Below are 26,153 nucleotides of genomic sequence, written 5' to 3' on the forward strand. Positions count from 1 at the left end.
CTCCCGCAGCGGATGACGGGCCAGCACCGCCCCCACCTCCGGCGACAGCGCCGCCTTCAGGCGGTGGTGCACCGACAGGGAGTCGTCGCCGAGGGCCTGCGCGGCGGCCGACACGAGGTCGCGCTCCGGGCCCTTGGGCACCCCGGCGGCGGCACGCTCGTACAACTCGGCGCCCTCCTCCAGGACCAGGCCGGTGTCGATCCCGGCCGGGACCTTCACGGACGCGATGTGCCGCCAGGTCGCCAGCGGATCGCTCCACGCCTCCACCCTGAAGGTCCAGGGGCCGGTCACGTCCGGGGTGATCTCCGCCCCCCAGCGGTCGCTTCCCGGGGACAGCTCCCGCATCGGTGTCCACGGGCCGCGGCGGCCCTTCGGATCGCGCAGGACCACGTTCGCGCCCACGGCGTCGTGCCCTTCGCGGAACACGGTGGCCGTGACCTCGAAGGTCTCCCCGGCCACCGCTTTGGCCGGGCGCCTGCCGCACTCCACGGCCGGCCGGACGTCGCGTACCGGTACACGGCCGATGGCCGGGGTCCTGCGCATGTATCTCACCTCCGCCGTGCGCGAAGCCGGGCACCCGGCCCGGCTTCGCGATCCGATGGTCGGACCGGCGTGCGCCGGTCCGAGGGGAACGCCTTGTACGGTGCCAGGTCAGGGGCTTGGCGCCGTGGAACGCCGCTCCGACGGCGGCGCTCTTCTGGCCGCCCGACGAGGCTGCGGCCGTCCGTCCTGATCACGCAGATAGGTGACCAGATTCGTGCGGAGATAGCGCTCGGCGGCGTCCGCGGCCTCGCGGGCGCAGCGTTTGCCCATCAGCACGCACAGCGTGTACCCCGAGTCTTCGAAGGTGGCCCGGACCGTGCGGTCGTGAGGCGAGGCGAGCATCACGCGCTCCCACGCCCGGTAACGCCGCAACTGCCGGGCCACTTCGGCCTTGGCGGGTAGCAGCATCGCCCTGTTCACCTTCCACGCTCTCGACTGGGCGCGTTCCCGACGGTCGGGTGGCGTCCGCGCACGGAGAGGCACGGCACCGTTACGGCGATCGAGGCTTTCACTTATGGTGCACGCGCGACGACGCAGCGTCTTGTTGGATCTTCAACCATTACGTGTGTCGGGTGCTCGTGTTGCACGAATGGCGTAGTGCCCTCACCGTGGAGATGACTCAGAAGCGATCAACGCTCACGCTGTGTGTCCGGGATCCCTCCCGGACGGGGCAGGGGGAGCGAGAGCTTCGCCGGTGAGGAGCAAGCGACGATGAAGACCGCAGTGCCCTGCTACTACCACCTCGACGTGGAAGTCAGCCCGGAACGGGTGGTACAGGTCAGCCGCATCCTGGCCGCCCATCTCCGCTACTGGGATCTGGACAACCTCGTGGATCCCGTCTGCCGCGGCGCCGAACTGCTGCTGCGGGCGATCGACGCGCACGCGACGGACAAGCACACCTCCATCGAGATGTGGTGGAACGGCCAGCACCTCATCACCGCCTTCGGTGACGACGACCCGGATCTGCGCCCGGACCAGGACCTGCGCTCCTGTCTGGCGGACATCGCCGCCATGAGCGACGGCTGGGGCTGCTGCGCCTCGGACACCGGCAGCAAGATCATCTGGTTCTCCCAGCGCGCCCGCGCCGGCGAGCGCGTGCCGCTGGTGCCCGTGGCGCCGGCGCCCGTGCTGAGCACGGGGCTCACGGTGCCCCGCGTCGAGCGGATCGCCGCGCTGGCCGCGCAGGCGCCCGCCGGTGACGACGCCCTGGAGGGCAGCCGGTGACCGCCCGCAAGAAGCGCGCAGGGGTGCCCGTCTGGAGCGGGCACCCCTACCCGTTGGGCGCCTCGTTCGACGGCCAGGGCACCAACTTCGCCCTCTTCAGCGAGGTCGCCGAGCGTGTCGAGCTGATCCTGCTCGACGACGCCGGCACCGGGACCCCCGTCCGGCTGCACGAGGTCGACGGCTTCGTGTGGCACGCCTACCTGCCCGGCGTCGGCCCCGGCCAGCGCTACGGCTACCGGGTGCACGGTCCCTGGCAGCCCTCGCTCGGCAACCGCTGCAACCCGGCGAAGCTGCTGCTCGACCCGTACGCCCGTGCCGTGGACGGCCAGATCGACAACCACGCCTCCCTGTACGAGCGGGCCCCGGACGGACCCGCCCCGGCCGACAGCGCCGGCCACACCATGCTCGGCGTGGTCACCGACCCGTACTTCGACTGGGGCGACGACCGCCCGCCCAGGACGCCGTACGCGGAGTCGGTGATCTACGAGGCCCACGTCCGCGGTCTCACCCGCACCCACCCCGACGTCCCCGAGGGGTTGCGCGGCACCTACGCCGGTCTCGCGCACCCCGCCGTGACCGGACACCTCACCTCGCTGGGCGTGACCGCGGTCGAGCTGATGCCGGTGCACCAGTTCGTGCAGGACGGCGTGCTCCAGGACCGCGGCCTGTCCAACTACTGGGGCTACAACACCATCGGCTTCTTCGCCCCGCACAACGCCTACGCCGCCTTCGGCACCCGGGGCCAGCAGGTCAACGAGTTCAAGGCCATGGTGAAGGCGCTACACGAGGCCGGCCTCGAGGTCATCCTCGACGTGGTCTACAACCACACCGCCGAGGGCAACGAGATGGGCCCGACCCTGTCATTCCGCGGTATCGACAACGCCTCCTACTACCGTCTGGTCGACGGCGACTGGGCGCACTACTACGACACCACCGGCACCGGCAACAGCCTGCTGATGCGGCACCCCTTCGTGCTCCAGCTGATCATGGACTCGCTGCGGTACTGGGTCACCGAGATGCACGTCGACGGCTTCCGTTTCGACCTCGCGGCCACCCTCGCCCGGCAGTTCCACGAGGTGGACCGGCTCTCGGCGTTCTTCGACCTGATCCAGCAGGACCCGGTGATCAGCCGCGTCAAGCTCATCGCCGAGCCGTGGGACGTCGGCGAGGGCGGCTACCAGGTGGGCAACTTCCCGCCGCTGTGGTCGGAGTGGAACGGCAAGTACCGTGACGCCGTACGGGACTTCTGGCGGGCCGAGCCCGGTTCGCTCGGCGAGTTCGCCTCCCGGCTGACCGGCTCCTCCGACATCTACCAGCACAGCAGGCGCCGGCCACGCGCGAGCGTCAACTTCGTCACCGCGCACGACGGTTTCACGCTGCGCGACCTCGTGTCGTACAACGACAAGCACAACGAGGCCAACGGCGAGGACAACCGGGACGGCGAGAGCCACAACCGGTCCTGGAACTGCGGGGCCGAGGGCGACAGCGACGACCCGGCCGTCCTCGAACTGCGCGCCCGCCAGCAGCGCAACCTGCTGGCCACCCTGCTGCTCTCGCAGGGCATCCCGATGCTCTGCCACGGCGACGAACTCGGCCGCACCCAGCGCGGCAACAACAACGCCTACTGCCAGGACAACGAGATCTCCTGGATCGACTGGGAACTGGCGCGGGAGCAGCAGCCGCTCGTGGAGTTCACCCGGCGACTGATCGCCCTGCGCGCCGCGCACCCCGTGCTGCGCCGCCGCCGCTTCTTCCGCGGCGAGACCGCGACCAACGCCGAGCAGCCGCTGCCCGACCTGATGTGGCTCAGGCCCGACGCCCGCGAGATGACCGCCCGGGACTGGCAGCGCGACGACGCGCACTCGGTCGGCGTGTTCCTCAACGGCGACGCCATCGCCGAACGGGACCCGCACGGCCGCCGTATGGTCGACGACTCCTTCCTGCTGCTCGTCAACGGCTACTGGGAGCCGGTCGTCTTCCGCCTGCCCGACGGCTCCTTCGGCGAGCGCTGGACCACGCTGACCGACACCGCCGAACCCGACGGGATCCCCGACGAACGCGAGCGCAAGGCCGGCACGAGACTCCGGGTGGAGGCCCGCAGCCTGGTCCTCCTCTCACGTCCGTCGCGCGGGACCCCTTAGGGCCGCGGGCCGGCCCTTCCCGGGTCAGCGGGCGCCGCGCGTCATCACCGTGAACTGCGCGCCGTCCGCGTCCCGCAGGATGGCCTCGTTCTCGCCCTCACGCAGCACACTGCCGCCGTGCTTCTCCGCCGCGCGGGCGCAGGCGGCGACGTCGGCCACCGCGAAGTGGACCTGCCAGTGCGGACGCACCGAGGGGTCCGGGGCGGCCTCCACCGCGCCCGAGTCGATGCGCGCCACCACATCCCCCCGGCTGCGCAGCAGCACCTCGCCACCGTCGTACTCCACCTCGCAGCAGCCCGGCTGCCCGCTCGCCCAGCCCAGGATCTCGCCGTAGAACATCGCGGCGTCGAAGGCGTCCCGGGTGTGCAGCCGCACGAAGGTCGGTGCCGCCTGCCGCCACGCCTCCCAGTTGCTGACCAGTTCCCCCTGCCAGATCCCGAACGTGGCACCGTCCCGGTCGGCGAGCAGCGCCGCCCGGCCGGGCGGGAACGACAGTGGCCCGACAGCCGCCGTACCGCCGCGCTCCCGCGCCCGGGCCACGGCCACGTCCGCGTCCGGCACGGCGAAGTACGGCGTCCAGGCCACCGCCATCTGCCACATGGTGGCGACGGCGGCGATCCCGGCCACCGGGACCCCGTTCGCCAGGGCGATCCTGAAGTGCTCCCCGAGCTTGGCGCCGCGCCAGCGCCAGCCCAGGACGGCCGAGTAGAAGTCCTCGGTGGCCTGGAGGTCGCGGCTGGTCAGGCTCACCCAGCACGGCGCGCCGAAGACGGCGTGGGTGGAGACGACGTCCTTCCTGCGCGGTCCGCCGGCGGGGGTGTCGTGGTTCATGACAGTCGTCCTGCTCTCGGGGCCGGGCGGCCACCGGTCTGACACCAGTGTCCAACCGGACGGGGGTGGAATGCCTGTCGAGTACCCCAGGTGGCAGGGGTGCAGCCCCCTGTCCAGGATGGAGAGATGGCGGAGAGCGAGGCGGACCGGGTGGCCGCGCTGCAGGCGGAGGTCGAGCAGCTGAAGGAGGCCATGGCCTCGCACGCGGTCGTGGACCAGGCGATCGGAATGATCGTGGCCCTCGCCCGGGTCACCCCGGACCTGGGCTGGGAGGTGCTCAAGGAGGTCTCCCAGCACACCAACATCAAGTTGCGTCACATCGCGGAGCTGATCCTCATCTGGGGCCGGCGCGGCGAGATACCGGCCGACATCCGCGCGGAGCTGGAGGACGCACTGGACCGCTACGGCCCCACGCAGGTGCCCGGGGCCGAGGAGGAGTAGCTCCAGCGGGCGCGGGTCCCGGCGGAGGAACCGGGTCAGGGGGTGCGGGTCTCGGCGAGCAGTTCCTCGCGCAGCCGGTCGAAGCAGCCACTGAGCAGCCGCGAGACGTGCATCTGCGAGATACCGAGCTGCTCGGCGATCCTGCTCTGGGTCATGCCGCGGAAGAACCGCAGGTAGAGGATGGTTCGCTCACGCTCGGGCAGCATCGCCAGACAGGGCTTGACCGCGGCCCGGTCCACGACGAGGTCGAACCCGGGGTCCGGTTCGCCCAGGGAGTCGCCGAGGGCGTAGCCGTCCGTGCCGGCCACCTCGGCGTCCAGGGACAGTGCGGAGAAGCACTCCAGCGCCTCCATGCCGGTGCGCACCTCGTCCTCGCTGAGCCGCGTGTGCGCGGCGATCTCGGCGATCGTGGGCGCCCGGCCCGACGTGGACTGCGACAGCTCCTTCGTGGCGGCGCGGACCCGGTTGCGCAGGTCCTGTACCCGGCGGGGTACGTGCAGGGTCCACATGTGGTCCCGGAAGTGGCGCTTGATCTCCCCGGTGATGGTGGGCACCGCGTACGCCTCGAAGGCACGGCCGCGGGTGGGATCATAGTGGTCGACGGCCTTGACCAGGCCCAGCGCGGCCACCTGGTACAGATCCTCCAGGGCCTCGCCACGGCCGCGGAACCGTACGGCGATCCGCTCGGCCATGGGCAGCCACAGCCGGACCAGTTCGTCCCTGAGGGCCTGGCGCTCGGGACCGTCGGGCAGCCGTGCGAGCCGCTCGAAGGACTCGCCGGTGTCCGGGGCGTCGTCGTGGGGGTGGGGCTTCGTGCTGCCGGTGACAGGCATGTGCGCGCACCTCTCTCAGCAGGTGCTGGTGGACAGACACCGTGGGAGGCGCGCTCGGACGATGAGGAGACGTCGGGGCGTCCGGCGGAGCCGGCTCCCACGGACGTGCCTCCTGTCCGAAGCACATCGGTTCGCATTCCCGCTGTTGGACATCTCAAAACAAAGTAGTGCATATCACCCGTTCGGGCCACGCGGGAGCCTAGCGGAGGCCCTCTGCCGCGGCGCTCTTGACCGGTCCTTGGGGGGAAATACCTCTGTAGCAGAGGTAATCTCCGGACGTGGACGCGGACACCTTTACGGAGGACCTGACGGACGCCCTCGTGGGCGTCCAGCGGCTGATCCGGCGCCGGCTGCGCGCCGGGGTCACCCGACCCCGGCTGCGCGGTGCCGAGGTCGAGCTGCTGCGACTGGTCGAGTCCCGGCCCGGCATAGGGATCTCGGACGCGGCCCGGCAGCTGCACCTGGCGAGCAACTCCGTGTCGACCCTGGTCAACCAGCTCGTCCGGGACGGCTACCTGGTCCGCGCGACCGACCCGGCCGACCGGCGTGCCGCGCGTCTGATGCTGACCGGTGCCGCCGAGCGGCGGCTCGCGGACTGGCAGCGCCGCCGGACCGAACTCGTCGGCCGGCACCTCTCCCGGCTCGGCGAGGCCGACCGGGAGGCGCTGCGCGCGGCCCTGCCGGCCCTGCGCAGGCTGGCCGCTACCTTGCACGAGGAAGCCGAGGAGACATGACGAGCGACACCCCGGCCGCACCCGGTACCCCCGACAACACCGGCTCGGCCGCATCCGACACCGGACCCGGCTCCGTCCGTGACACCGGCTCCGCCCCTGACTCCGGCGGCACCGCCCCTGGGGGCGACACCGGCTCCGCCCCTGGCCCCGGCGCCCGGCCCGTCCACGACCTCGGCGGTGCCGGGGCGGAGGCCGTTGTCTGTGCGGGGCTCGCTTACGCCTTCGGGGACACCCGTGCCGTCGACGGGCTGGACCTGGACGTGCACGAGGGTGAGGTGTTCGGGCTGCTCGGGCCCAACGGCGCCGGGAAGACCACCGCCATCCGCTGCATCACCACACTGCTGCCGGTCCCGGCCGGCACGGTGCGTGTCTTCGGCCGGGACGCGGCGAAGGAGCGCATGGCCGTGCGGCGCCTGCTCGGCTACGTCCCGCAGCAGCTGTCCGCCGACAGCGGGCTCACCGGCCGGGAGAACGTCGCCCTGTTCGCCCGGGTCTTCGACGTGCCGCGTCGCGAGCGCGGCCCACGCGTCGCCCAGGCCCTCGCCGCAGTCGGCCTCGCCGATGCCGCCGACCGGCTCGCCAAGACCTACTCCGGCGGCATGATCCGCCGTCTCGAACTCGCCCAGGCCCTGGTCAGCGCGCCCCGGCTGCTGATCCTGGACGAGCCCACCATCGGCCTGGACCCGATCGCCCGCACCGGCGTGTGGGAGCACATCAACGCCGTACGCGCCGCCACCGGCATGACCGTCCTGGTCACCACCCACTACATGGACGAGGCCGACCAGTACTGCGACCGCGTCGGCCTGATGCACCACGGCCGCATCCGCGCCCTCGGCACCCCGGCCGCGCTGCGCCGGGGCCTCGCCGAGCGGCGGGGCACGGCCGGACTGCCCACGCTGGAGGACGTCTTCCGCGACGTCGCCGGCAGCGGCCTCGACGACCACTCCGGAGGAGGTTTCCGCGATGTCCGAAGCACCCGCCGTACCGCGCACCGCGTCGGCTGAGGACACCACGCTGCTGCTGACGCCGCCCGTGCCGCGCCCGGGCTGGCGGCTCCTGCCCGCCCGGGTCGGCGCCATGTGCGCGGTCGAACTGCAGAAGCTGCGCCACGACCGGACCGAGCTGTACACCCGCGCCGTCCAGCCCGCCCTGTGGCTGCTGATCTTCGGCCAGACCTTCACCAGGATCCGGGCGATACCCACCGGCGGAGTGCCGTACATCGACTACCTGGCGCCCGGCATCATCGCCCAGTCGGCGATGTTCATCGCGATCTTCTACGGCATCCAGATCATCTGGGAGCGGGACGCCGGCATCCTGAACAAGCTGCTCGTCACGCCGACCCCCCGCTCGGCCCTGATCACCGGCAAGGCCTTCGCGGCCGGGGTGAAGTCACTGGTCCAGGCGGTCGTCGTGATCGTCATCGCCGCGCTGCTCGGTGTCGCCCTGACCTGGAACCCGCTCAGGCTGCTCGGCGTCGCCCTCGCGGTGGTGCTCGCCTCCGTGTTCTTCTCCTGTCTGTCGATGACCATCGCGGGAATCGTCCTCAACCGCGACCGGCTGATGGGCTTCGGGCAGGCGATCACCATGCCGCTCTTCTTCGGCTCCAACGCGCTGTACCCCGTCTCGGTGATGCCGGGCTGGCTGCAGGCCGTCGGGAAGGTCAACCCGCTCAGCTATCAAGTCGACGCCCTGCGCGGCCTTCTGCTCGGTACGCCCGCGCATCTCGCCGCCGACTACGCCGTCCTGGCGGTGGCCGGCGCGCTCGGCATCACCGCGGCCTCCGCGCTGCTCGGCCGTCTGGCCCGCTGATCTCTCCTCGTCTCTCCTCGGACGTGATGTGCGGCACGCGCGCGCACCCACCCGGAACAGACCGCGAACGGATTCTTCCTGGGCAGCGCTTGATCACTGATCAAAGCGGGTGAACACCCTGGCCACAGCGCATTCGGCTCATTTGACAGTGCGCTGAGCACACAGATAGACAGCAGCTCTCGAAGGTCGAGAGGGGCACTGTGTACGAGCCGAACGTGGTCGGGGACTGGCAGGAGTACGAGGCGCATGCCGGTCTGCGGGTCCGCGTCCACCGTCTGGAGCCGGCCGAGCCGCCGCGCGGACGGGACGACGCCGCCGCCGGGCTGACGTATTTCAGTGTCCGGGTGACCGTCGAGAACCGCGGCGCGCGGCACCTCGGCATCCATCTGGAGGACGGCCAGATCGACGTCCGTGTCGGCCCGGACGGCGAGGGCGCCTTCATCGACTGGCGTAACTCCCAGTTCATCGAGGGCTTCGACGTCTACCCGCTGCGCAGGGCCACGGCCGTGCTCTACGCCGCCGCGCCCGAGGGCGTCCTCAGCCACGTGGACGTACAGGTGCAGCTGAGGGTGGACGACGAGTGGACCGACCGCCGGCTGTGGGCGGGCGGCATCGGCGTCCTGGAGGCCACCACGGCCCCCACTCCCGCGAGCCCCGGGCAGGGCAGCCTGGCCCACCAGGTCTCCGCCTTCCTGAGGGACCAGACGGAGCCCGGCACCGCCTGAGGACGGGCCGGGGCCGCCCGCCGTACGGGCTCGTGCGGGGCAGCCGCACGGCGTCCGCGGGTCAGTGCGGGATACCGTCGATGATCTCCCGCGCGCCCTGACGCAGCAGCGCCACCGCCACCGAGGTGCCGAGCGTGGCCGGATCGAGCCGGCCCGCCCACTCGTGGGCGTTCAGCCGGGTCTTGCCGTCCGGGGTGAACACACAGGCGCGCAGGGAGAGTTCCCCGCCGCGGTCCACGCGCGCGTACCCGGCGATGGGGCTGTTGCAATGTCCCTGGAGGACATGCAGGAACATCCGCTCGGCCGTCGCCTCACGATGCGTGTCCGGGTCACCGAGCCCGCTGACGGCGTCGATCAGCGCGGTGTCGCCCTCCCGGCACTGCAGGGCGAGGATGCCCGCGCCGATCGGCGGCATCATCTCGTCCGGCGACAGCACCTCGCTGATCACGTCGGTCCGGCCGATCCGCTCCAGGCCGGACACCGCCAGCAGCAGCGCGTCCGCCTCGCCCGCCGCCAGCTTCTCCAGCCGGCGGTTGGCGTTGCCACGGAACGGTACGCACTCCAGATGCGGATGCGTGGCGGCGAGCTGGGCGACCCGGCGCACCGAGGAGGTGCCGATCCGGGTGCCGGCCGGCAGCTCGTCCAGGGACAGGCCGCCCGGGTGCACCAGCGCGTCCCGGATGTCGTCCCGCTTCAGGAACGCGGCGAAGACCGTCCCGGCGGGCAGCGGCCGGTCGGCGGGCACGTCCTTGACGCAGTGCACCGCGAGATCCGCCTCCCCGGCCAGCAGGGCCGCGTCCACCTCCTTGGTGAACGCCCCCTTGCCCTCGACCTTGGACAGATCGCCCATCCACTTGTCACCGGTCGTCTTCACCGGGACGACCTCGGTCCGCACCCCCGGGTGCAGTACGGCCAACTCGGCGCGGACCCGCTCGACCTGGGCCAGGGCCATCGGTGAGTCACGGGAGACGATACGGATCAGTTCCGGCACAGACATGGGGGACACGATAGTCCCTGGGGACGCACGGTCCCGGCCCGCGGTGTAGAAGGCGAGGGGCGCCAACCACTCGACCACGTCGGCGAGATCGGCGTCCTCGTGTACCAACCGTTGCGTTGCCGCCGAGTTCCAGGTGCACCCGCTCGAGGTCGGCGGCCGCCGGCCGCCGCACACCACGTTGAGCACGCCGGGCGGCGGCTGCTCGGGTCACGCCGGATCATGCCGGGCCTCCTGGGCCGAGCGGCGGATCCCCTGACAGAAGTTGCCTCGGCCGCCATCGGTGGAACCCTGGTGAGATGAGCAAGACCGCCCTGATCGTCATCGACATGATCAACACGTATGAGCACAAGGACGCCGAGCTGCTCATCCCCTCGGCGGAATCGGTCGTACCGGTCATCGCCGACCTGCTGAGCCGCGCGCGACGGCGCGCGGCTCCCGTCATCTACGTCAACGACAACTTCGGCGAGTGGCGCTCGCATCACGGCGAGGTACTGGAGCACGCCCTGGCGAGCCCCCATGCCCACCTCGTCGAACCGCTGAAACCCGACGCCGAGTCCCTCTTCGTCCTGAAGGCGCGGCATTCGGTGTTCTTCGAGACGCCGCTCCAGTACCTGCTGCACCAGCAGGGCATCGACCAGCTCGTGCTCACCGGACAGGTCACCGAGCAGTGCGTGCTCTACTCGGCTCTCGACGCCCACATCCGCCACTTCCAGGTGACCGTCCCCAAGGACGCCGTCGCGCACATGCACGAGGACCTCGCGCGTGCGGCACTGCAGATGATGGAACGGAACATGGGCGCCCGGGTGTGCCGGAGCGAGGACCTCTGGGAGTAGGACACCCCGTCCTCGTCGCCGCGCCGCCCTAGGCGAGGTCCTCCGGCAGGTCCGCCGCCGACTCCTCGGGGGTGAGGTCCGGGCGCAGCCGGAGCCAGGAGGGCTGGCGCAGCATGCCGTGCCGGGTCCGGGTGCTGTAGCTGACCTCGCCCACCAGCCGGGGCAGCACCCAGCGCGCCCCCGCGATCCGCGGTGCCGGGTCGAAGGGGCACCGGTCGCTCGCCGCGTCCCGGAGCAGCTCCGCCAGCCGGCCGCGTTCCGCCTCGCTCCAGCCGGTGCCGACCCCGCCGACGTACCGCAGCCGGCCGTCCGCGTCGCGCTGGCCGACGAGCACCGCTCCGGGCAGCCCGGTCAGCCGCCCCTGGCCGGGCAGCCAGCCGCCGACGATCACGTCCTCGGCGCGCATGTTCCGGATCTTGATCCAGGCACGCGAGCGGACCCCGGGCTCGTACACCGAGTCCAGCCGCTTGCACACCAGACCTTCCAGGCCGTGCTCCTTCGTGGCGCGCAGCGCCTCGGCGCCATGCCCGGTCACGGCGGCCGGTGTCGACCAGTACGGCCCGGCCAGGCCCAGCTCCGTCAGCCGGGCCCGCCGGCGCGCGTACGGCAGCCGCACCAGCGGTTCCGCCAGGAACGGCACGTCGAACAGCACCAGGTGCACCGGCACCTGGGCGGCCCGGCGCGCCGCCCGCGCCGGGGCGTGCGCGAGGCCCATCCGGCTCTGCAGCAGCTGGAAGTCGGCCCGCCCGTGCTCGTCCAGCGCCAGTACCTCACCGTCCAGCACGGCGGGTGTACCGCCCAGGGCGGCGCCCAGCGGGCGGAGTTCGGGATAGGCCGCGGTGATCTCCTCACCGGAGCGGGCGCGCAGCAGGACACTGCCGTCGCCGGGCAGGTAGACCATCACCCGCTGGCCGTCCTGCTTGGTCTCGTACGCCCACCGCGTGTCCTGGGCGGCGGGCGGCAGGCCGCCGGGGGTGGCGAGCATCGGCGCGATGAGCGGCAGGGTCACGGCGGTCACGGCAGAAGATCTCGACCGGCCCGGCCGCCGTCACGCGCCTTTCACCCCCGGTTCCCCTGAACGGTCCCGCCGGACGGGCCGGGCCCGACGAGCCCTCGGGCGACGTTCTCGGCCGACGGCTCGGGGTCGAGCCAGTCAAGCCACTCAGGCCGGTCAAGCTGGTCGCCGGTCAGGAGGGCCGTGGTGGCGGTCCGGCCCACCCCAGGGACCGTTCCACCGCCCGCTGCCAGTTGCCGTACTCCCCCTCCCGCCGGCCGGGATCCATGTCGGGCAGCCACTGGGCGGCGCGGTGCCAGTTGCGGCGCAGCACCTCCAGGTCGGGCCAGTAGCCGGCGGCGAGCCCCGCCGCGTACGCGGCGCCCAGGGAGACGGTCTCGGCGACCATGGGCCGCACCACCGGCACGTCGAGCACGTCGGCCACGAACTGCATGAGCAGGTTGTTCGCGGTCATGCCGCCGTCCACCTTGAGCTGCTGGAGAGGGACCGAGGAGTCGGCGTTCATGGCGTCCACGACCTCCCGTGTCTGCCATCCCGTGGCCTCCAGTACGGCACGTGCCAGATGCCCCTTGGTGATGTACGAGGTGAGGCCGACGATGACCCCGCGGGCGTCGCTGCGCCAGCGGGGGGCGAACAGGCCCGAGAAGGCGGGGACGATGTAGCAGCCGCCGTTGTCCTGGACCGTCCTCGCGAGGGTCTCGATCTCCGGCGCGCTGCTGATCAGGCCGATCCGGTCACGGAACCACTGCACGAGGGCGCCGGTGATGGCTATCGACCCCTCCAGGGCGTAGGACGGCGGCTGGTCGCCGATCTTGTAGGCGACGGTCGTGAGAAGCCCGTGCCGGGACCGCACGACGTCGGTGCCGGTGTTGAGCAGCAGGAAGCTGCCCGTTCCGTAGGTGCACTTGGCCTCGCCCGGGGAGAAGCAGGTCTGGCCGAAGAGGGCGGCCTGCTGGTCGCCGAGGGCGGCCGTGATGGAGACGCCCGGCAGCAGCGAGCGCGCCTCGCCGTACAGCTCGGCGGACGACCGGATCTCCGGCAGCATCGCGCGGGGCACCCCGAAGAAGTCCAGCAGCTCGTCGTCCCAGGTCAGCGTGTGGATGTTCATCAGCATCGTGCGGCTGGCGTTGGTGGCGTCGGTGATGTGCAGCCCGCTGTCGGTGCCCCCGGTGAGATTCCAGATCAGCCAGCTCTCGATCGTTCCGAACAGCACCTCGCCGTCCTTGGCGCGCTGCTCGACACCCTTGACGTGGTCGAACAGCCACCGGATCCGCAGCGCCGAGAAGTAGGTCGAGGGCGGCAGCGCGCACCGCCGCAGGAAGAACTCCTCCCCGGGACGCCGCATGAGGTCCTCCACCAGCGGCGCCGTACGGGTGTCCTGCCAGACGATCGCCCGGCCCACCGGGGTGCCGGTCCGCCGGTCCCAGAGCACCGTCGTCTCGCGCTGGTTGGCCAGGCCGATGGCGGCGACCTGCCCCGTGCCGACCCCGGCGTCGGACAGGGCCTCGGGGACGACGCGCCGCAGGTTCTGCCAGATCTCGACGGCGTCGTGTTCGACCCATCCGGGCCGGGGGAAATGCTGCCGGTGCTCCCTCTGGGCGACCGAGACCAGCCGCCCGCGATGGTCGAACAGGATGCACCGGGTCGAGTTGGTGCCCTGGTCGACGGACATCACATACCGTTCAGCCATGGTCGGGGTCTGCCTTCCGACGGATCGAGGGGCGGCTGTCCTGGCCTACCAGCGGGCGGCTCCCAGGTCTCTGGAGATCGCCCGGGCGGCTTCACGGATCAGGCTGACCAGACCGGCACGGGGATGGTTCTGGCTGTCGGAGATCCGCTCGACCGGCCCGGACAGCCCGATGGCGCCGACGACGAGGCCGCCGTGCCCCCGGATCGGCGCGGCGATCCCCGCCTCGCCCATGCTCATCTCCTGGATCTCGGCGGCCCATCCCACCTCCCGGACCGCGGTGAGCGCCCGGGCGAGCTGCGCGGGCTCGACCAGCGTGTGCCGGGTGTACGCCTCCAGCTCCGGCTCGACGGCCGCGGTCCCGTAGGCGAGCAGCACCTTGCCGAGCGAGGAGGCGTGCAGGGGCAGCAGCGCGCCCACGTCCAGGGTCTGGAAGGTGTCGTCGGGCCGGAACACGTGATGGACGATGAGGACCTGGCCCTCCAGCGGTGTGCCCAGGCGGACCGACTCCCCGCTGCGGGCGGCCAGCGCGTCGGCCCAGTTGAGGGAGCGCGAGCGCAGTTCGTTGACGTCCAGGTAACTGGTGCCGAGATGCAGCAGGGCGGCCCCGAGCTGGTACTTCCCGGTCGCCGCGTCCTGCTCCACGAAGTCCACGTGCTGGAGGGTGCGCAGAATGCCGTGGGCGGTGCCTTTCGCGAGCCCGAGCGAGGCCGCCACCTCGCCGAGCCCCAGTCGGCGGGGCCCGCCGGCGAGCAGGCGCAGGATCGCCGCCGCCCGTTCGATCGACTGGACTGGGCCGGCCATGAAGCGAGCGTATTACCGCCGAGCGGTCTTCGCCCCACGGGGCCGGGGGACGCCTCCCGCACAGCGCCGTTCGGTAATGCCGACCTCTGTTCATTGACCCGCCCGATTTGTCTCCATAGCTTGCTCTGAGGCATGGAACGGGCCGGGTCACGGCGCCGGACCGGCAGCACACACCATCGGGAGAGAACATGGTGGCACAGCTCAACACGCTGCTTCGGGCGGCATACGAACATGTGTGTCCGGTGCCGCCCGTCGCCGGCGCCGTCTCGGCCATACGCCGGCGGGTGGCGGCGCTTCTCAGTGACTGGAGCGTGTGCCCGGAGATCGTCGAGGACTCGCTGCTCGTGGTGTCGGAGCTGGTCACCAACGCGATCGTCCACGCACGGCCCCCGGCCGAGCTACGGATGTCATGGGTGCGCGGCGCAGGCCGCCGTACCCTGCGGATCGAGGTCACCGACGCGGGAACGGCGCTGTCGGCGGGGCAGTCACTCGTCGGGATCGACCCGGACGAGCACGGCCGCGGCGAGGCGATCGTCCACGCCCTGGCGACGCGCCACGGCATCCGGGTCCACGCCGGCGGGGTGACCCGCTGGGCCGAACTCGCCGTCTCCTGACGCCACCCGTCAATCCCCTCCCCTCCGGGCGCACGGCGCTGCACGGGGGGTTCACTTCGATCCCGGCACCCCGACCCGGCGACGCGCAACCCGGTCGTCGTCCGGAACGGCCCGGCAGCCCCGGCCCGGCGACGGGTGGCGGGTGGCGTCCGCAGTGGCTCGGCATGGCGCGGCCGGACGCCGGGGGGATTCGCTGATCACGGCTACGCCGGTGCGTACCGTCCAGTAATATCCGGCGGCAGGCCACCAGCCACCTATGGAGGAACCGTGCTCCGGTCCGAACGATCACCCCTGCGGCTGGCCGGCCTGCTGGCCGCCGGCGGGGTCGCCCATTTCACCGCCCCGCGGCAGTTCGACGCGACCATCCCCCGGCTGCTCCCGGGGTCACCGCGGGCCTGGACGTACGGCAGCGGTGTCGTCGAGCTGGTTCTGGCGGGCGCCATCGCGGCGCCCCGGACCCGCGTGCCGGCGGCGAAGGCTGCGGCCGCCTTCTTCGCCGGTGTGGTCCCGGCGAACGTCCAGATGGCCGTGGACTGGCGCCACCGGCCCGCGCCGCTCAGGACGGCGGCGCTCGTCCGGCTGCCCCTGCAGGTGCCCCTCGTGCTGTGGGCGCGCGCAGTGGCCCGCAACGGAGAGGGGCGGTCGTGACCGAGCGCATCGCCGTCGGGGACAAGGCCGAGGACTTCGCCCTGGCGGACGAGACCGGGACCACCCGTCGGCTCACCGAACTGCTGGCCGACGGCCCCGTCGTCCTCTTCTTCTATCCCGCCGCCCTCAGCCCCGGCTGCACCGCCGAGGCCTGCCACTTCCGCGACCTCGCCGCGGAGTTCGCGGCCGTCGGCGCCCGGCCGGTCGGGATCAGCGGGGACACCGTCGACAAGCAGCAGCAGTTCGCCGGCCGGCACGGCCTCGGCATGCCGCTGCTCTCGGACACCGACGGCACGGTCCGCGAGCGCTTCGGCGTCCGGCGCGGCTTCTCCCTGGCCCCGACCAAGCGGGCCACCTTCGTGATCGCCCAGGACCGTACCGTCCTGGAGGTCGTCCGCAGCGAACTGCGCATGAACTCCCACGCGGACCGGGCTCTCGCCGCCCTCCGCGCCCATCGGGGGTGAGCCGGGGGAGTCCCGCGCTTGATGCGCCGGGCCAATCGGAACATCCTGGGGTATATGGAGCCTGTCGCCGCCGTGGCGGTCCTCGATGCGCTGGGCAGGGTGACCGGGTGGAGCGAGGGCGCGCGGCTGCTCACCGGCCACCCGGCCGGCGACGTCGTGGGCCGGCCGGCGGCGGATCTGCTGGCCGCTGACGTCGCCGACGGCACGCTCACCGAGCGCTCCGGGACCATCGCCCTGCGCCACCGCGACGGGCACCGGATCGAGGTGGCCGTCACCACCTGCACGCTCACCGACGCCGACGGAACCCCCACCGGCTACGTCGTCACGGCCGACTCGCCCGACTACACCCTGGCCGCCCAGGCGTTCGAGCAGGCGTCCATGTCCATGTCGGTGTTCGACCTCGAGCAGCGCTACCTGCGCGTCAACGAAGCCGCCTGCAGGTTGCTGGGCGTGTCCGAGGCCGCGCTGAACGGCCGTTTCTTCCCGGACACCGTGGGGGAGGCCGACTACCACCAGGGCTTTCTACGCCATCTCCGCGAGGTCGCCGAGACCGGCCGGCCCGTGCGCTACGAGAGCTTCGCCGGAGCGCCCGCCCTGAACCGGGAGCACCTGTGGAGCGTCGAGATGTGGCCGCTGCGCGACGGCTGCGGTGAGCTGACAGCGGTCGGCATCGCCGCCTTCGACAACACCGAGCAGTACTGGGCCCGCCGCCGCCTCGCCCTGCTCAACGAGGCCTCCGCCGGCATCGGCACCACCCTGGACGTCGTGCGCACCGCCGAGGAAATGATCGAACTCCTCGTCCCCAGGTACGCCGACTTCGCCAGCGTCGACCTGCTCGACTGGGTGCTCGGCGCCGAGGAGCCGCCGGCCCTCCCGGACGGCGCTGTCGAATTGCGCCGCGTCGCCCACGGCTCCACCCGTCCCGGCAACCCCGGGGCGGCCCTGCGTATCGGCGAAACCCACGTCTACCCGCCGAACCTGCCGCCGGCCCGCGCCCTGCGCGAGGGGCGGGCGGTGGTCAGCCAGGCCGACGATCCCGAGTTCGTCGCGTGGCTCGCGGAACGCAACGCGCGCTCACCCGGGGGGAGCCCCTACCGGCTCGGCGTCCACTCCATGGTCGCGGTGCCGCTCCTGGCGCGCGGCACCACCCTGGGCGTCGCGGTCTGCGTCCGCATGGCCCACCCGGACGACTACGGCCCCGACGACGCCGTGTTCGCCGAGGAACTCGCCAGCCGCGCCGCCGTCTGCGTCGACAACGCCCGCCGGTTCGCCCGGGAACGCTCCACCGCCCTCGCCCTCCAGCACAGCCTGCTCCCGCGCGGCCTGCCCAAGCAGGCCGCGGTCGAGGTGGCCCACCGCTATCTGCCGTGCGGATCGGTGGCCGGCATCGGCGGCGACTGGTTCGACGTGATCCCGCTCTCCGGCGGCCGGGTCGGCCTGGTGGTGGGCGACGTCGTGGGCCACGGCATCCAGTCCTCGGCCACCATGGGCCGGCTGCGCACCGCCGTGCGCACCCTCGCCGACGTCGACCTGCCCCCCGACGAACTCCTCACCCACCTCGACGACCTGGTCACCCACCTCGCCGCCGACGGCAGCGGAGAGGAGATCGCCGAACTCGGCGCGACCTGCCTGTACGCCGTCTACGACCCCGTCTCCCGCCGCCTCTGCCTGGCCGCCGCCGGCCACCCGCCCCCCGCCGTCATCCTGCCCGACGGCACCGCGGAGCTCGTGCCCATGACCGCGGGGCCACCGCTCGGCGTCGGCGGTCTGCCGTTCGAGGCCACGGAACGGGAACTGCCCGAGGGCTCGGTCGTCGCCCTCTTCACCGACGGCCTGATCGACTACCGCGACCAGGATCTGGACGGCGCCTCCGGCGAACTGCTCCGGGCCTTGCGCGCACCGGCCGACTCCCTCGACGCCCTCTGTGACAACGTCCTCAAAGCCGTCCTGCCGGACCAGCCGTGTGACGACGTGGCCCTGGTCCTCGCGCGCACCCGCGCCCTCGGCGCCGACCGGGTCGCCACCTGGGACGTCCCGCCCGACCCCGCCCAGGTCGCGGTCGTGCGGCAGGCGGCCACCGAGCAACTGGCCGCCTGGGGGCTGGCGGAGGCGTCGTTCGTCACCGAACTCGTCGTCAGCGAGCTCGTCACCAACGCCATCCGCTACGGCGAACCGCCCATCCAGCTGCGCCTGATCCGTGACCGGGCCCTCATCTGCGAGGTGTCCGACGCCAGTTCCACCTCACCGCACCTGCGCCGGGCGCACGCCTACGACGAGGGCGGCCGGGGCCTGCTGCTCGTCGCCCAGCTCACCCAGCGCTGGGGCAGCCGGCAGACCGCCGGGGGCAAGACCATCTGGGCCGACCAGCCGCTGCCCGACACCTGATCACCGACGCGTGCCGGGATCCCGGCGGTGCCCGCCGAGGACCGGCGTCACTCCTGGCCGGCATCGGCGGCGACCTGCGCCAGCGTGCGCCCGGTGCGTACCGAACGGGCCCGGCGGGGATCCGGGGTGCCGTGCCCCTCCGCCCGCGCCGGCCCCTTACGCACCAGCAGCCAGGCTTCCTCCTGGTCCGTGCCGTCGCGGAAGCGGGTGAGGGCGTACTCGCCGTGCAGCTTCGTGCCGTGCAGCCGGAAGGTGGCATGCCCCCGCTCCAGGGACTCCGCGAAGTCCACCGGGCGCCCCCTGCGGTCGTGGCTGAGCGGTTCGTACGTCCCGCTGTCCCACACGATCACGGTGCCCCCGCCGTACTCGCCCTTCGGGATGACGCCCTCGAAGTGCTCGTACTACAGCGGATGGTCCTCCGTCGGCACGGCCAGCCGCTTGTCCGCCGGATCGCCGGACGGGCCCTTGGGGACCGACCAGGACTTCAGGACGCCGTCGACCTGGAGCCGGAAGTCGAAGTGCATCCGCCGCGCGTCGTGGATCTGCACCACGAACCGGGGCTCGTCGCCGCCGTCCGAGGGTGCCCGCCCCGACGGCTCGCGGGTCCGTTCGAAGTCGCGCTTGCCGCGGTACGTCCGCAGCCGGTCCTCCGCTGCCACGTGCGGCTCCTTCCCCGCGTGCCCGTTCACGGGCCCCCGGGTACCCCGGACCCGTTCCTTCAGCCCGCGATGCCGTCCAGCTCGGCCATCGCGTCGTCCGGCAGCGCGAGGCCCGCCGCGGCGATGTTCTCCCGCAGGTGGGCGGGGGAGGAGGTGCCGGGAATGAGCACGACGTTCGGGGAACGGCGCAGCAGCCAGGCCAGCGCCACCTGCTGCGGTGAGGCGCCCAGACGTGCGGCGACTTTCGCCAGCGTCTCGGACTGGAAGGGGGTGAACCCGCCCAGCGGGAAGTACGGCACGAAGGCGATGTTCTCCGCCGCCGTGCGCTCCAGCAGCGCGTCGTCCTGCCGGTTCGCCAGGTTGTACAGGTTCTGCACGCTCACCACGGGCGCGATCGCCCGGGCCTCGTCCAGCTGGGCGGCGGACGCGGCGCTCAGCCCGAGATGCCTGATCAGCCCCCGCTCCCGCAGCTCCGCCAGGGCACCGAACTGGTCGGCGACGGAGTCCTCGTTCGGGGTGTCCATGTCCCCGAGCCGCAGATTGACCACGTCCAGGGCGTCCACACCCAGGTTGCGCAGGTTGTCGTACACCTGCGCCTTCAGGTCCTCAGGGTGCCGGGACACGACCCAGCTGCCGTCGGCTCCCCGCCGGGCCCCGACCTTGGTGACGAGGCGCAGACCGTCCGGGTAGGGGTGCAGGGCCTCCTTGATGATCTCGTTGACGACGACGGGGCCGTAGAAGTCGGCCGTGTCGATGTGGGTGATGCCCGCCTCCACCACCGCGCGCAGCACCGCGACCGCCCGGTCCCGGTCCCGCGGCGGCCCGAAGACGTGCGGACCCGCCAGCTGCATGGCGCCGTATCCGACGCGGGTCAGGGCCAGTCCCGCGGCCGGGGTGACGGTGCCGCCGAGCTGTGCAGTCATGTCGTACCTCTCAGGATGTCCAGGCCACCGGTCCCTCCCGGCGGCCTCCGTCTCCACCCTGCGTCCGCCCGGCCCGGCACGGCAGTGCCCCCGCGATCCTGGGAGTGACAGGGCCAGTCACCGCGGGCCGGGCGGCGGAGCGCCGTCCCGCGGGTACCGGGAAGGTGCGCTCAGCGGGAGCCGTGAAGGTACGGCGTGCGGCCTTGCCCGGGTCGTTCAGAACTCCTCGTGCGTCTCCGGGTCCCCGCCGAGCCGCTGCGGGGTGCGGCGTGCGATCGCCGCCATCTGGTCCGGGTCCAGCTCGAAGCCGAAGACGTCCAGGTTGGCGCGCTGCCGTGCGGGGTCCGCCGACTTGGGGACGGGCACGGCGCCCAGCTGCACCTGCCAGCGCAGCACCACCTGCCCGGGCGTGACCCCGTGCGCCCGTGCGGCCTCGGTGACCGCCGGGTCCTCCAGCACGTCGCTGCCACGGCCCAGCGGGCTCCAGCTCTCGGTCATGATGCCCTTGTCCGCGTGGAAGGCGCGCAGCTCCTGCTGCGGGAACAGCGGGTGCAGTTCGATCTGGTTGACCGACGGGAGCACCCCGGTGTCCTTCTCCAGCCGCGTGATGTGCTCCGGGGTGAAGTTCGAGACGCCGATCGAGCGGACCAGGCCGTCCTCCCGCAGCCTGATCATCGCCTTCCACGAGTCGACGTACTTGCCCACCCGGGGGTTCGGCCAGTGGATCAGGTACAGGTCCACGTACTCGAGGCCCAGCCGCCGCCTGGACTCCTCGAAGGACGCGAGGGTCTCCTCGTACCCGTGGTGCCGGCCCGGGAGCTTGGTCGTCACCACCACCTCCTCGCGGGGCACCCCGCCGCCGGCGACGGCCCGGCCGACGCCGGTCTCGTTGCGGTAGTTCGCCGCGGTGTCCACCAGCCGGTAGCCCACCTCCAGCGCGCCGCGCACGGCCCGCTCGGCCTCCGCGTCGTCCAGGGGCCAGGTGCCGAGACCGATGGCGGGGATCGTCGTACCGTCGTTGAGCGTGTGCTGCGGAACACCGTTCACGGTGGGCCCTTCCGTCGGCTGTCTCCCTCTGTGTCTCCCCCCAGCCTCACGGATAGGGTGAGTGGTGATCAACCGGACGAGCACCGGAGGGCGCATGACGACGGACGGGGCGGTCACGGGCGGAGCGGAGCCCGTCGCGGGCGTGGAGGTGAGGCCGGCCGCCGGGTACGTCGGCGCAGAGATCACCGGCGTCGATCTCGCCGGCCCGCTGGACGACGCGGTGGTCGCGCTGATCAGGGGCGCGGTGCTGCGCTGGAAGGTGGTCTTCTTCCGCGGGCAGCGGCTCGGCCACGCCGGTCACATCGCCTTCGCGCGCCGCTTCGGTGAGCCGGTCGTCCTCGCCCGCAGGGGCGGTGCCTCACCCGCTGACTTCCCGGAGGTGGAGACCACGGCGGACCGGCTGGAACTGGGCGGCCGGTTCGGCATGGAGCACGAGGAGTGGCTACGGCGCCGCCGGCACACCCTGCTGCGCGGCTGGCACTGCGACCACGGCGCCCGGATCGACCCGCCGGCCGCGACCATCCTGCGCGCCGAGACCGTTCCGCCCTACGGCGGCGACACCACCTGGGCCAACCTGGCGGCCGCGTACGCCGGACTGTCCGCCCCGGTGCGCGCCTTCGTGGACGGCCTGCGCGCCGAGCACCGGCTCGGCGTCGGCTACCAGCCCCGGCCCGGCGACGACGGGTACGTCCGCCACCTCCTGGACCACCAGGTCGCCTCCGTGCATCCGCTGGTCCGTGTCCACCCGGAGACCGGGGAGCGGGTGCTGTTCGTCAACGGCTACTACCTGGAGCAGATCGAGGACGTCTCCCGGCCGGAGAGCGCGGCGCTGCTGGAGATGCTGCTGGAGCAGGCCGTGCGCCCGGAGTACACGGTCCGCTTCCGCTGGGAGCCGGGAAGCGTCGCCTTCTGGGACAACCGCGCCACCATCCACCTCGCCCCCGGCGACCACACTCAGGCGGGCGCTCCCCGGATCATGCACCGGGTGATGCTGCAGGGCGATGTGCCGGCCGGTGTGGACGGGCGGCCGTCCGAACCGGTCACCGGGACGGCGGTGGGGAAGTGGTGACCTGGGGCCGCCACCCCAGCGCCGGGCCCAGCCGCTCCGCCATGTCCGTCAGTATCTGCACGTAGTCCTCGTGCTCGAAGGTGAACGGCAGCGCGAACGCCACCTCGTCCACCTCGCGGAAAGCGGCGTGCGCGTACAGCCGTTCGGTCAGTTCCGCCGAGGTGCCGACCAGGTCCGGCGCGAACAGCAGCCGCGCCGGGCCCTGCGGGGTGGCCGTGCGGGGCAGCCGGCCCTCCGCGTACCGCGCGTACCTGGCGCGCTGCTCGGGGCTCGCGGAGTCGGTGGGGATCACCACCAGCCCCTGGGAGACCCGGGCCGCCTCGCCGTCGGGGTGGTGCGCCCGGAACTCCCGGATGTGGGACAGCTGGATCCCGGCGAAGTCCGGCGGCCCGTCCCCGCCCCCGGCGTCCTGGGCGCTCTCCGCCTTGACGACGCTGCTGGTCAGGAAGTTCATCCCGTGCTCGCCGGCCCAGCGTGCCGACCGGAGGCTGCCTCCGCCGTACCACAGCCGCCGCCCGAGTCCGGGGGACTGCGGCTGGACGACGTCCGAGAAGACCTCGAATCCCTCCACTCCGCTGAAGTCAGTGGCGGGCTTGCCGCGCACCAGGTCCAGCAGCCGCCGCACGCGCTCGTGGCCGAAGTCCTCCGCGTCGGCGGTGTCCGGATACAGGGCGCCCTTGACCTGCTCGTAGTGCATCGGCGGGCCCACGCTGACGCCCGGGTTCAGCCGGCCGCCGGACAGCACGTCGACCGTCGCCAGGTCCTCGGCGAGCCGCAGCGGGTTCTCCCAGCCGAGCGGTGTGACCGCGGTGCCCAGCCCGATCCGGCGCGTCCGTTGCGAAGCGGCGGCCAGGACGGCGACCGGGGACGAGATGCCGTACTGCAGATGCCGGTGGCGGACCCAGGCGGTGTCGAAGCCGAGCCGCTCGCCCAGCTCGATGATCTCCAGCGTGGACTCGTGGCCCCGGCCCGGGTCCGCCGCGTCGAACAGGCCGATGGTCAGGAAACCCAGCTTGCGCAGGGGGCGAGAGGGGGACGGCACCGGGTCCTCCAGCGGTCGTGTGTCGGCTCTGCCTCGATTCTGGCAGGCGAGTGTGACAACCGTGTGTTCAGTTCACCCCGGCCGGCGGCAGCGGGATCACGACCTCGTCCTCGACCGGCGGATCGAGTTCCTGGGCGCGGTTGCCCGTGGCGGCGAAACAGCGCAGCCGGACGGCGTCCGCAGAGACGTCCAGCCGCAGGAAGCACTTGAAGAACGGCGGACTGTAGGTGGCGGAGGACGGCGAGAACAGCTGGGTGTAGATCTTCCGCACGGGCAGCCGGAACCGGGCCGGACGGCCGGGGCGGCGACCGGCGCCCAGCAGGCTCGCGACCAGGCGCGCACGGCGGGTGACCCGGGCTTCGGGACCGGGAGCGCGCCCCGGCTCGATGCCGAGCCGTGCGGCGATGACGGCGGTCGCCTCCGCCTCGGAAAGCCGGAAGAAGCGGCGCAGCCGCAGCCGGCGGCCGTAGAGGCGGCTGTAGAAGGCGAGCGAGTCGCCGCGCAGCGGATAGCAGCGGAACTCGCGCTCGGTGACGCCGCCGACCGACACCCGCGGGATGGTGTGCGTGGCGTGCATGAACGCGCCGCCGCCGCCCGCCACGACGTACTGGATGGTGCGGCCGTCCACCGTGACCGGATAGCGCTGGTAGTTGTGGATGTCGCCGCCGATCGCGGCCACGTAATGGTGCTCCGGGTCCCGGACGACGTCGTCCACCGTGCCGCCGCCCTCGACGGGGCACGGGTGGTGCTCGCCGTCGACGTACAGCGGTGACCCGGAGACGAGAATCTTCGGCCGGGGGCCCTTGGACATCTCCCGCAGCCAGGCGCCCTGTTCGGCGTCGACCGTGCCCAGCAGACCGGTGTCGATGCCGATGATGCGCACCGGTCCGGCGTCGACCGCCCAGTACGGGCCCGGCTGCACGGCCTGTTGGCCCGGAGCCGACCGCAACGACCTCGCGGCGGCGAGCCGTTGTTCGTCGGCGGGCCGTGCCCGGTGCCACAGCAGGGAACGCCACCAGGCGCGGGTGAGCGGGTGCGGCCGGGGCTCCGGTTCGAGCGGCGGGGCGTCGCCGCAGAAGACGCGCATGAACGCGCCGAGGTCCTCGTACCAGTCGTGGTTGCCCGGTATCGCGTAGATCGGCGCGGGGTAGTCCTGGTACGGCCGGAAGAACTTGCTGCCGTAGTCGTCGGCGCTGCCGACGGGGTAGATGACATCGCTGGCGATCACCGCGAACTCCGTGCCCCGGCCTGCTTCCAGGAAGCCGGGCACGACGGCGTACTGGGAGTCGTCGCCCTCGCCGGTGTCCCCGAGGACCATGAAGGAGAACCGTTCCGGTACCTCCCGTCGGATCAGCTTGTCGGCGGGCGCGCCCGCCGCGGCCCGCTGGGCCACCCAGCGGCTGCGGGTGCGGCCGGTCGGGTCACCGAACCAGGACGCCAGCACGCCGTTGCGGGCGGCCCACAGGATCCGGGGGTTCAGCCACGACAGCTTCTCGACGTGGCCCGGCATCAGCCGCTTGTACGTGCCGGGTTCAGCCGCGCCCCAGCCGGCGCCCCGTGCGGTATCACGTGAGGATTCAGACACGCCGTGCACGGTAACAACGCCCCGGCCGGGCACGGGATGGCGGGGCCCTGGGTGCCCACGCGCCCCTTGGCGGCCCGCCCTTGTCCTCGAGGAGCTGCTGGAGCGCGGCCGGCTCACCCCTGACGCCGGCGGCCGGCTGTGGATCACCGAGGCCGGGGACGGGGCCGTGCCGCTCTCGCACGTGCCGTGGACGCCGGCGCCCCCGGAGCGGGCGGTCACGGCTTGCGGGCGAGTCCTCCGTGCTCGGCGACGACCTCCGGAGCGGGCGAACCCGGCTCCGGGCGCCACTGGGTGACGGAGACGACGCCGGGCTCGACGAGTTCCAGACCGTCGAAGAACGCGGTGATCGCCTCGACCGAGCGCAGGTTGTACGGGACCGCCCCGGTGGTGTTGTAGGAGTCCTGGGCCTGCTCGAAGACCGGGTCGATGCCGCGCGAGCCGTCGTTGACGGACAGGTAGCTGCCCGGCGGCAGGGCGTCCATGAGCCGGCCGACGATCGCCCGGGCCCGGTCGTGGTCGGCGACGTGCCCCAGGATGTTGCTGAGGACGAGTGCGGTGGGCCGGGTGAGGTCCAGCGTCTCGGCGGCGGCCGCGATGATGCGGTCCGGGTCCGTGACGTCGGCGTCGATGTAGGCGGTCGCGCCCTCGGCGGAGGAGTAGAGCAGCGCGCGGGCGTGGGCCAGGACCATCGGGTCGTTGTCGACGTAGACGATCCGTGCCCCGGGGGCGAGTCGCTGGGCCACCTCATGGGTGTTCTCGGCGGTCGGCAGACCCGTGCCGATGTCCAGGAACTGCCGGATGCCCGCTTCCGAGACGAGGTAGGCGATGTTGCGGCGCAGGAAGGCACGGCTGCTGCGGGCAATGGTGACGATGCCCGGGAAGACGGCGGTGTACGCGTCACCGGCCGCCTCGTCGACCGGGTAGTTGTCCTTGCCGCCGAGCCAGTAGTTCCAGATGCGTGCCGAGTGCGGCACCGATGTGTCGATCTTCTGGTGCGTCGCCGGCTCGGGCGTCGTCGCCGGATCGGGCATGGGTCGTGTCCTTCTCTCCGCCGGGGCAGGGGTCGGCCTGACCCAACCTACGTCCGAACACCCCTGTGC

At 72.4% G+C, this 26,153-nt stretch carries 26 protein-coding genes and 1 pseudogene; 13 read left to right on the top strand and 14 right to left on the bottom strand.

Translation table 11 applies throughout. From position 1 onward, the window contains the following. Nucleotides 1-543 (bottom strand): maltotransferase domain-containing protein (locus tag AB0B40_RS11150; RefSeq protein ID WP_362263751.1); only part of this gene is annotated, 543 nt, incomplete at its 3' end. A gap of 108 nt (nucleotides 544-651) precedes the next feature. Beyond that, nucleotides 652-951: a DUF5133 domain-containing protein gene (locus AB0B40_RS11155; RefSeq protein WP_362263752.1), complete on the bottom strand. Its 300-nt coding sequence runs from the start codon at nucleotides 949-951 to the stop codon at nucleotides 652-654. 303 nt (nucleotides 952-1,254) lie between these two features. Here AB0B40_RS11155 and AB0B40_RS11160 point away from each other — a divergent pair, with 303 nt between their 5' ends. Further along, nucleotides 1,255-1,767, top strand: a complete 513-nt coding sequence (locus AB0B40_RS11160) for a pep a2 (protein WP_362263753.1) — start codon at nucleotides 1,255-1,257, stop codon at nucleotides 1,765-1,767. Next, nucleotides 1,764-3,908, top strand: coding sequence for a glycogen debranching protein GlgX (gene glgX / locus AB0B40_RS11165; RefSeq protein ID WP_362263754.1), 2,145 nt, complete (start codon nucleotides 1,764-1,766; stop codon nucleotides 3,906-3,908). Before AB0B40_RS11160 ends, glgX begins: the two co-directional genes overlap by 4 nt. 24 nt (nucleotides 3,909-3,932) lie before the next feature. Here the strand turns inward: glgX and AB0B40_RS11170 are convergent, their stop codons facing one another. Beyond that, nucleotides 3,933-4,739, bottom strand: a complete 807-nt coding sequence (locus tag AB0B40_RS11170; protein ID WP_345060080.1) for a VOC family protein — start codon at nucleotides 4,737-4,739, stop codon at nucleotides 3,933-3,935. Between the two features lie 126 nt (nucleotides 4,740-4,865). Here AB0B40_RS11170 and AB0B40_RS11175 point away from each other — a divergent pair, with 126 nt between their 5' ends. Then, on the top strand, nucleotides 4,866-5,180 hold the full coding sequence (locus AB0B40_RS11175) for an ANTAR domain-containing protein (protein WP_345060077.1): 315 nt from the start codon (nucleotides 4,866-4,868) through the stop codon (nucleotides 5,178-5,180). A gap of 35 nt (nucleotides 5,181-5,215) precedes the next feature. On the opposite strand, the gene AB0B40_RS11180 is transcribed toward AB0B40_RS11175, so the two are convergent. Then, nucleotides 5,216-6,013, bottom strand: coding sequence for an RNA polymerase sigma factor SigF (locus tag AB0B40_RS11180; protein WP_345060075.1), 798 nt, complete (start codon nucleotides 6,011-6,013; stop codon nucleotides 5,216-5,218). Between the two features lie 278 nt (nucleotides 6,014-6,291). Here AB0B40_RS11180 and AB0B40_RS11185 point away from each other — a divergent pair, with 278 nt between their 5' ends. The 4 genes from AB0B40_RS11185 to AB0B40_RS11200 all read left to right on the top strand — a co-directional run bounded on the left by AB0B40_RS11185 (nucleotide 6,292) and on the right by AB0B40_RS11200 (nucleotide 9,281). Beyond that, nucleotides 6,292-6,747: a MarR family transcriptional regulator gene (locus AB0B40_RS11185; RefSeq protein ID WP_345060072.1), complete on the top strand. Its 456-nt coding sequence runs from the start codon at nucleotides 6,292-6,294 to the stop codon at nucleotides 6,745-6,747. Beyond that, a complete protein-coding gene (locus AB0B40_RS11190; protein ID WP_345060069.1) occupies nucleotides 6,744-7,751 on the top strand; it encodes an ATP-binding cassette domain-containing protein in 1,008 nt (335 codons plus the stop codon). Before AB0B40_RS11185 ends, AB0B40_RS11190 begins: the two co-directional genes overlap by 4 nt. Next, nucleotides 7,711-8,556 carry an ABC transporter permease gene (locus AB0B40_RS11195; RefSeq protein WP_345060066.1) on the top strand — a complete coding sequence of 282 codons (846 nt, stop codon included), beginning with the start codon at nucleotides 7,711-7,713 and terminating at the stop codon, nucleotides 8,554-8,556. Before AB0B40_RS11190 ends, AB0B40_RS11195 begins: the two co-directional genes overlap by 41 nt. Nucleotides 8,557-8,756: 200 nt before the next feature. Further along, a complete protein-coding gene (locus AB0B40_RS11200) occupies nucleotides 8,757-9,281 on the top strand; it encodes a hypothetical protein (protein ID WP_362263755.1) in 525 nt (174 codons plus the stop codon). A gap of 61 nt (nucleotides 9,282-9,342) precedes the next feature. On the opposite strand, the gene hemC is transcribed toward AB0B40_RS11200, so the two are convergent. Continuing rightward, nucleotides 9,343-10,278, bottom strand: a complete 936-nt coding sequence (gene hemC, locus AB0B40_RS11205; protein ID WP_362263756.1) for a hydroxymethylbilane synthase — start codon at nucleotides 10,276-10,278, stop codon at nucleotides 9,343-9,345. A 296-nt stretch (nucleotides 10,279-10,574) separates the two neighbouring features. Here hemC and AB0B40_RS11210 point away from each other — a divergent pair, with 296 nt between their 5' ends. Beyond that, nucleotides 10,575-11,111 (top strand): isochorismatase family cysteine hydrolase, encoded by a 537-nt coding sequence (locus AB0B40_RS11210; RefSeq protein ID WP_345060058.1) that lies wholly within the window; start codon nucleotides 10,575-10,577, stop codon nucleotides 11,109-11,111. A 28-nt stretch (nucleotides 11,112-11,139) separates the two neighbouring features. Here the strand turns inward: AB0B40_RS11210 and AB0B40_RS11215 are convergent, their stop codons facing one another. From AB0B40_RS11215 to AB0B40_RS11225, 3 genes are all read right to left on the bottom strand, one after another. Next, nucleotides 11,140-12,120 (bottom strand): ATP-dependent DNA ligase, encoded by a 981-nt coding sequence (locus AB0B40_RS11215; RefSeq protein ID WP_362263813.1) that lies wholly within the window; start codon nucleotides 12,118-12,120, stop codon nucleotides 11,140-11,142. 178 nt (nucleotides 12,121-12,298) lie between these two features. Beyond that, on the bottom strand, nucleotides 12,299-13,816 hold the full coding sequence (gene glpK, locus AB0B40_RS11220; RefSeq protein ID WP_345060052.1) for a glycerol kinase GlpK: 1,518 nt from the start codon (nucleotides 13,814-13,816) through the stop codon (nucleotides 12,299-12,301). A 45-nt stretch (nucleotides 13,817-13,861) separates the two neighbouring features. After that, complete coding sequence (locus AB0B40_RS11225) at nucleotides 13,862-14,617, bottom strand: IclR family transcriptional regulator (RefSeq protein ID WP_362263757.1); 756 nt, start codon at nucleotides 14,615-14,617, stop codon at nucleotides 13,862-13,864. A gap of 188 nt (nucleotides 14,618-14,805) precedes the next feature. Between AB0B40_RS11225 and AB0B40_RS11230 the strand changes: the two genes are divergently transcribed. The 4 genes from AB0B40_RS11230 to AB0B40_RS11245 all read left to right on the top strand — a co-directional run bounded on the left by AB0B40_RS11230 (nucleotide 14,806) and on the right by AB0B40_RS11245 (nucleotide 18,728). Continuing rightward, nucleotides 14,806-15,231: an ATP-binding protein gene (locus tag AB0B40_RS11230; RefSeq protein ID WP_345060046.1), complete on the top strand. Its 426-nt coding sequence runs from the start codon at nucleotides 14,806-14,808 to the stop codon at nucleotides 15,229-15,231. A gap of 267 nt (nucleotides 15,232-15,498) precedes the next feature. Beyond that, entirely contained in the window at nucleotides 15,499-15,879 is a 381-nt protein-coding gene (locus AB0B40_RS11235; protein WP_362263758.1) for a hypothetical protein, read from the top strand. Beyond that, on the top strand, nucleotides 15,876-16,343 hold the full coding sequence (locus tag AB0B40_RS11240; RefSeq protein ID WP_345060040.1) for a peroxiredoxin: 468 nt from the start codon (nucleotides 15,876-15,878) through the stop codon (nucleotides 16,341-16,343). Before AB0B40_RS11235 ends, AB0B40_RS11240 begins: the two co-directional genes overlap by 4 nt. 54 nt (nucleotides 16,344-16,397) lie before the next feature. Next, nucleotides 16,398-18,728 carry a SpoIIE family protein phosphatase gene (locus AB0B40_RS11245; protein ID WP_362263759.1) on the top strand — a complete coding sequence of 777 codons (2,331 nt, stop codon included), beginning with the start codon at nucleotides 16,398-16,400 and terminating at the stop codon, nucleotides 18,726-18,728. A 47-nt stretch (nucleotides 18,729-18,775) separates the two neighbouring features. Here AB0B40_RS11245 and AB0B40_RS11250 read toward each other — a convergent pair. From AB0B40_RS11250 to AB0B40_RS11260, 3 genes and pseudogenes are all read right to left on the bottom strand, one after another. Beyond that, a pseudogene (locus AB0B40_RS11250) lies at nucleotides 18,776-19,387 on the bottom strand (DNA polymerase ligase N-terminal domain-containing protein). 59 nt (nucleotides 19,388-19,446) lie between these two features. Then, the gene (locus tag AB0B40_RS11255) at nucleotides 19,447-20,310 is read right to left on the bottom strand and encodes an oxidoreductase (RefSeq protein WP_345060031.1); all 864 of its coding nucleotides are present in this window, start codon (nucleotides 20,308-20,310) and stop codon (nucleotides 19,447-19,449) included. Between the two features lie 216 nt (nucleotides 20,311-20,526). After that, the gene (locus AB0B40_RS11260; RefSeq protein ID WP_345060028.1) at nucleotides 20,527-21,357 is read right to left on the bottom strand and encodes an aldo/keto reductase; all 831 of its coding nucleotides are present in this window, start codon (nucleotides 21,355-21,357) and stop codon (nucleotides 20,527-20,529) included. A 94-nt stretch (nucleotides 21,358-21,451) separates the two neighbouring features. Between AB0B40_RS11260 and AB0B40_RS11265 the strand changes: the two genes are divergently transcribed. Beyond that, the gene (locus AB0B40_RS11265) at nucleotides 21,452-22,426 is read left to right on the top strand and encodes a TauD/TfdA family dioxygenase (RefSeq protein WP_345060026.1); all 975 of its coding nucleotides are present in this window, start codon (nucleotides 21,452-21,454) and stop codon (nucleotides 22,424-22,426) included. On the opposite strand, the gene AB0B40_RS11270 is transcribed toward AB0B40_RS11265, so the two are convergent. From AB0B40_RS11270 to AB0B40_RS11280, 3 genes are all read right to left on the bottom strand, one after another. Further along, a complete protein-coding gene (locus AB0B40_RS11270; RefSeq protein ID WP_362263760.1) occupies nucleotides 22,398-23,468 on the bottom strand; it encodes an LLM class flavin-dependent oxidoreductase in 1,071 nt (356 codons plus the stop codon). The two genes, AB0B40_RS11265 and AB0B40_RS11270, sit on opposite strands and share 29 nt — an antisense overlap. A 67-nt stretch (nucleotides 23,469-23,535) precedes the next feature. Beyond that, nucleotides 23,536-25,053 (bottom strand): metallophosphoesterase, encoded by a 1,518-nt coding sequence (locus AB0B40_RS11275; RefSeq protein ID WP_362263761.1) that lies wholly within the window; start codon nucleotides 25,051-25,053, stop codon nucleotides 23,536-23,538. Between the two features lie 215 nt (nucleotides 25,054-25,268). After that, nucleotides 25,269-26,084: an SAM-dependent methyltransferase gene (locus tag AB0B40_RS11280; RefSeq protein ID WP_345060020.1), complete on the bottom strand. Its 816-nt coding sequence runs from the start codon at nucleotides 26,082-26,084 to the stop codon at nucleotides 25,269-25,271. Between the last annotated feature and the right edge of the window lie 69 nt (nucleotides 26,085-26,153).

Source organism: Streptomyces sp. NPDC042638 (assembly GCF_040647235.1).
Lineage (GTDB): Bacteria > Actinomycetota > Actinomycetes > Streptomycetales > Streptomycetaceae > Streptomyces > Streptomyces rameus.

Excerpts from the sequence above, each read along its gene's own strand:
- AB0B40_RS11155 (WP_362263752.1), bottom strand. The coding sequence starts at position 951 with ATGCTGCTACCCGCCAAGGCCGAAGTGGCCCGGCAGTTGCGGCGTTAC.
- AB0B40_RS11160 (WP_362263753.1), top strand. The coding sequence starts at position 1,255 with ATGAAGACCGCAGTGCCCTGCTACTACCACCTCGACGTGGAAGTCAGC.
- AB0B40_RS11170 (WP_345060080.1), bottom strand. The coding sequence starts at position 4,739 with ATGAACCACGACACCCCCGCCGGCGGACCGCGCAGGAAGGACGTCGTC.
- AB0B40_RS11175 (WP_345060077.1), top strand. The coding sequence starts at position 4,866 with ATGGCGGAGAGCGAGGCGGACCGGGTGGCCGCGCTGCAGGCGGAGGTC.
- AB0B40_RS11180 (WP_345060075.1), bottom strand. The coding sequence starts at position 6,013 with ATGCCTGTCACCGGCAGCACGAAGCCCCACCCCCACGACGACGCCCCG.
- AB0B40_RS11190 (WP_345060069.1), top strand. The coding sequence starts at position 6,744 with ATGACGAGCGACACCCCGGCCGCACCCGGTACCCCCGACAACACCGGC.
- AB0B40_RS11195 (WP_345060066.1), top strand. The coding sequence starts at position 7,711 with ATGTCCGAAGCACCCGCCGTACCGCGCACCGCGTCGGCTGAGGACACC.
- hemC (WP_362263756.1), bottom strand. The coding sequence starts at position 10,278 with ATGTCTGTGCCGGAACTGATCCGTATCGTCTCCCGTGACTCACCGATG.
- AB0B40_RS11210 (WP_345060058.1), top strand. The coding sequence starts at position 10,575 with ATGAGCAAGACCGCCCTGATCGTCATCGACATGATCAACACGTATGAG.
- glpK (WP_345060052.1), bottom strand. The coding sequence starts at position 13,816 with ATGGCTGAACGGTATGTGATGTCCGTCGACCAGGGCACCAACTCGACC.
- AB0B40_RS11225 (WP_362263757.1), bottom strand. The coding sequence starts at position 14,617 with ATGGCCGGCCCAGTCCAGTCGATCGAACGGGCGGCGGCGATCCTGCGC.
- AB0B40_RS11230 (WP_345060046.1), top strand. The coding sequence starts at position 14,806 with ATGGTGGCACAGCTCAACACGCTGCTTCGGGCGGCATACGAACATGTG.
- AB0B40_RS11245 (WP_362263759.1), top strand. The coding sequence starts at position 16,398 with ATGGAGCCTGTCGCCGCCGTGGCGGTCCTCGATGCGCTGGGCAGGGTG.
- AB0B40_RS11255 (WP_345060031.1), bottom strand. The coding sequence starts at position 20,310 with ATGACTGCACAGCTCGGCGGCACCGTCACCCCGGCCGCGGGACTGGCC.
- AB0B40_RS11265 (WP_345060026.1), top strand. The coding sequence starts at position 21,452 with ATGACGACGGACGGGGCGGTCACGGGCGGAGCGGAGCCCGTCGCGGGC.
- AB0B40_RS11280 (WP_345060020.1), bottom strand. The coding sequence starts at position 26,084 with ATGCCCGATCCGGCGACGACGCCCGAGCCGGCGACGCACCAGAAGATC.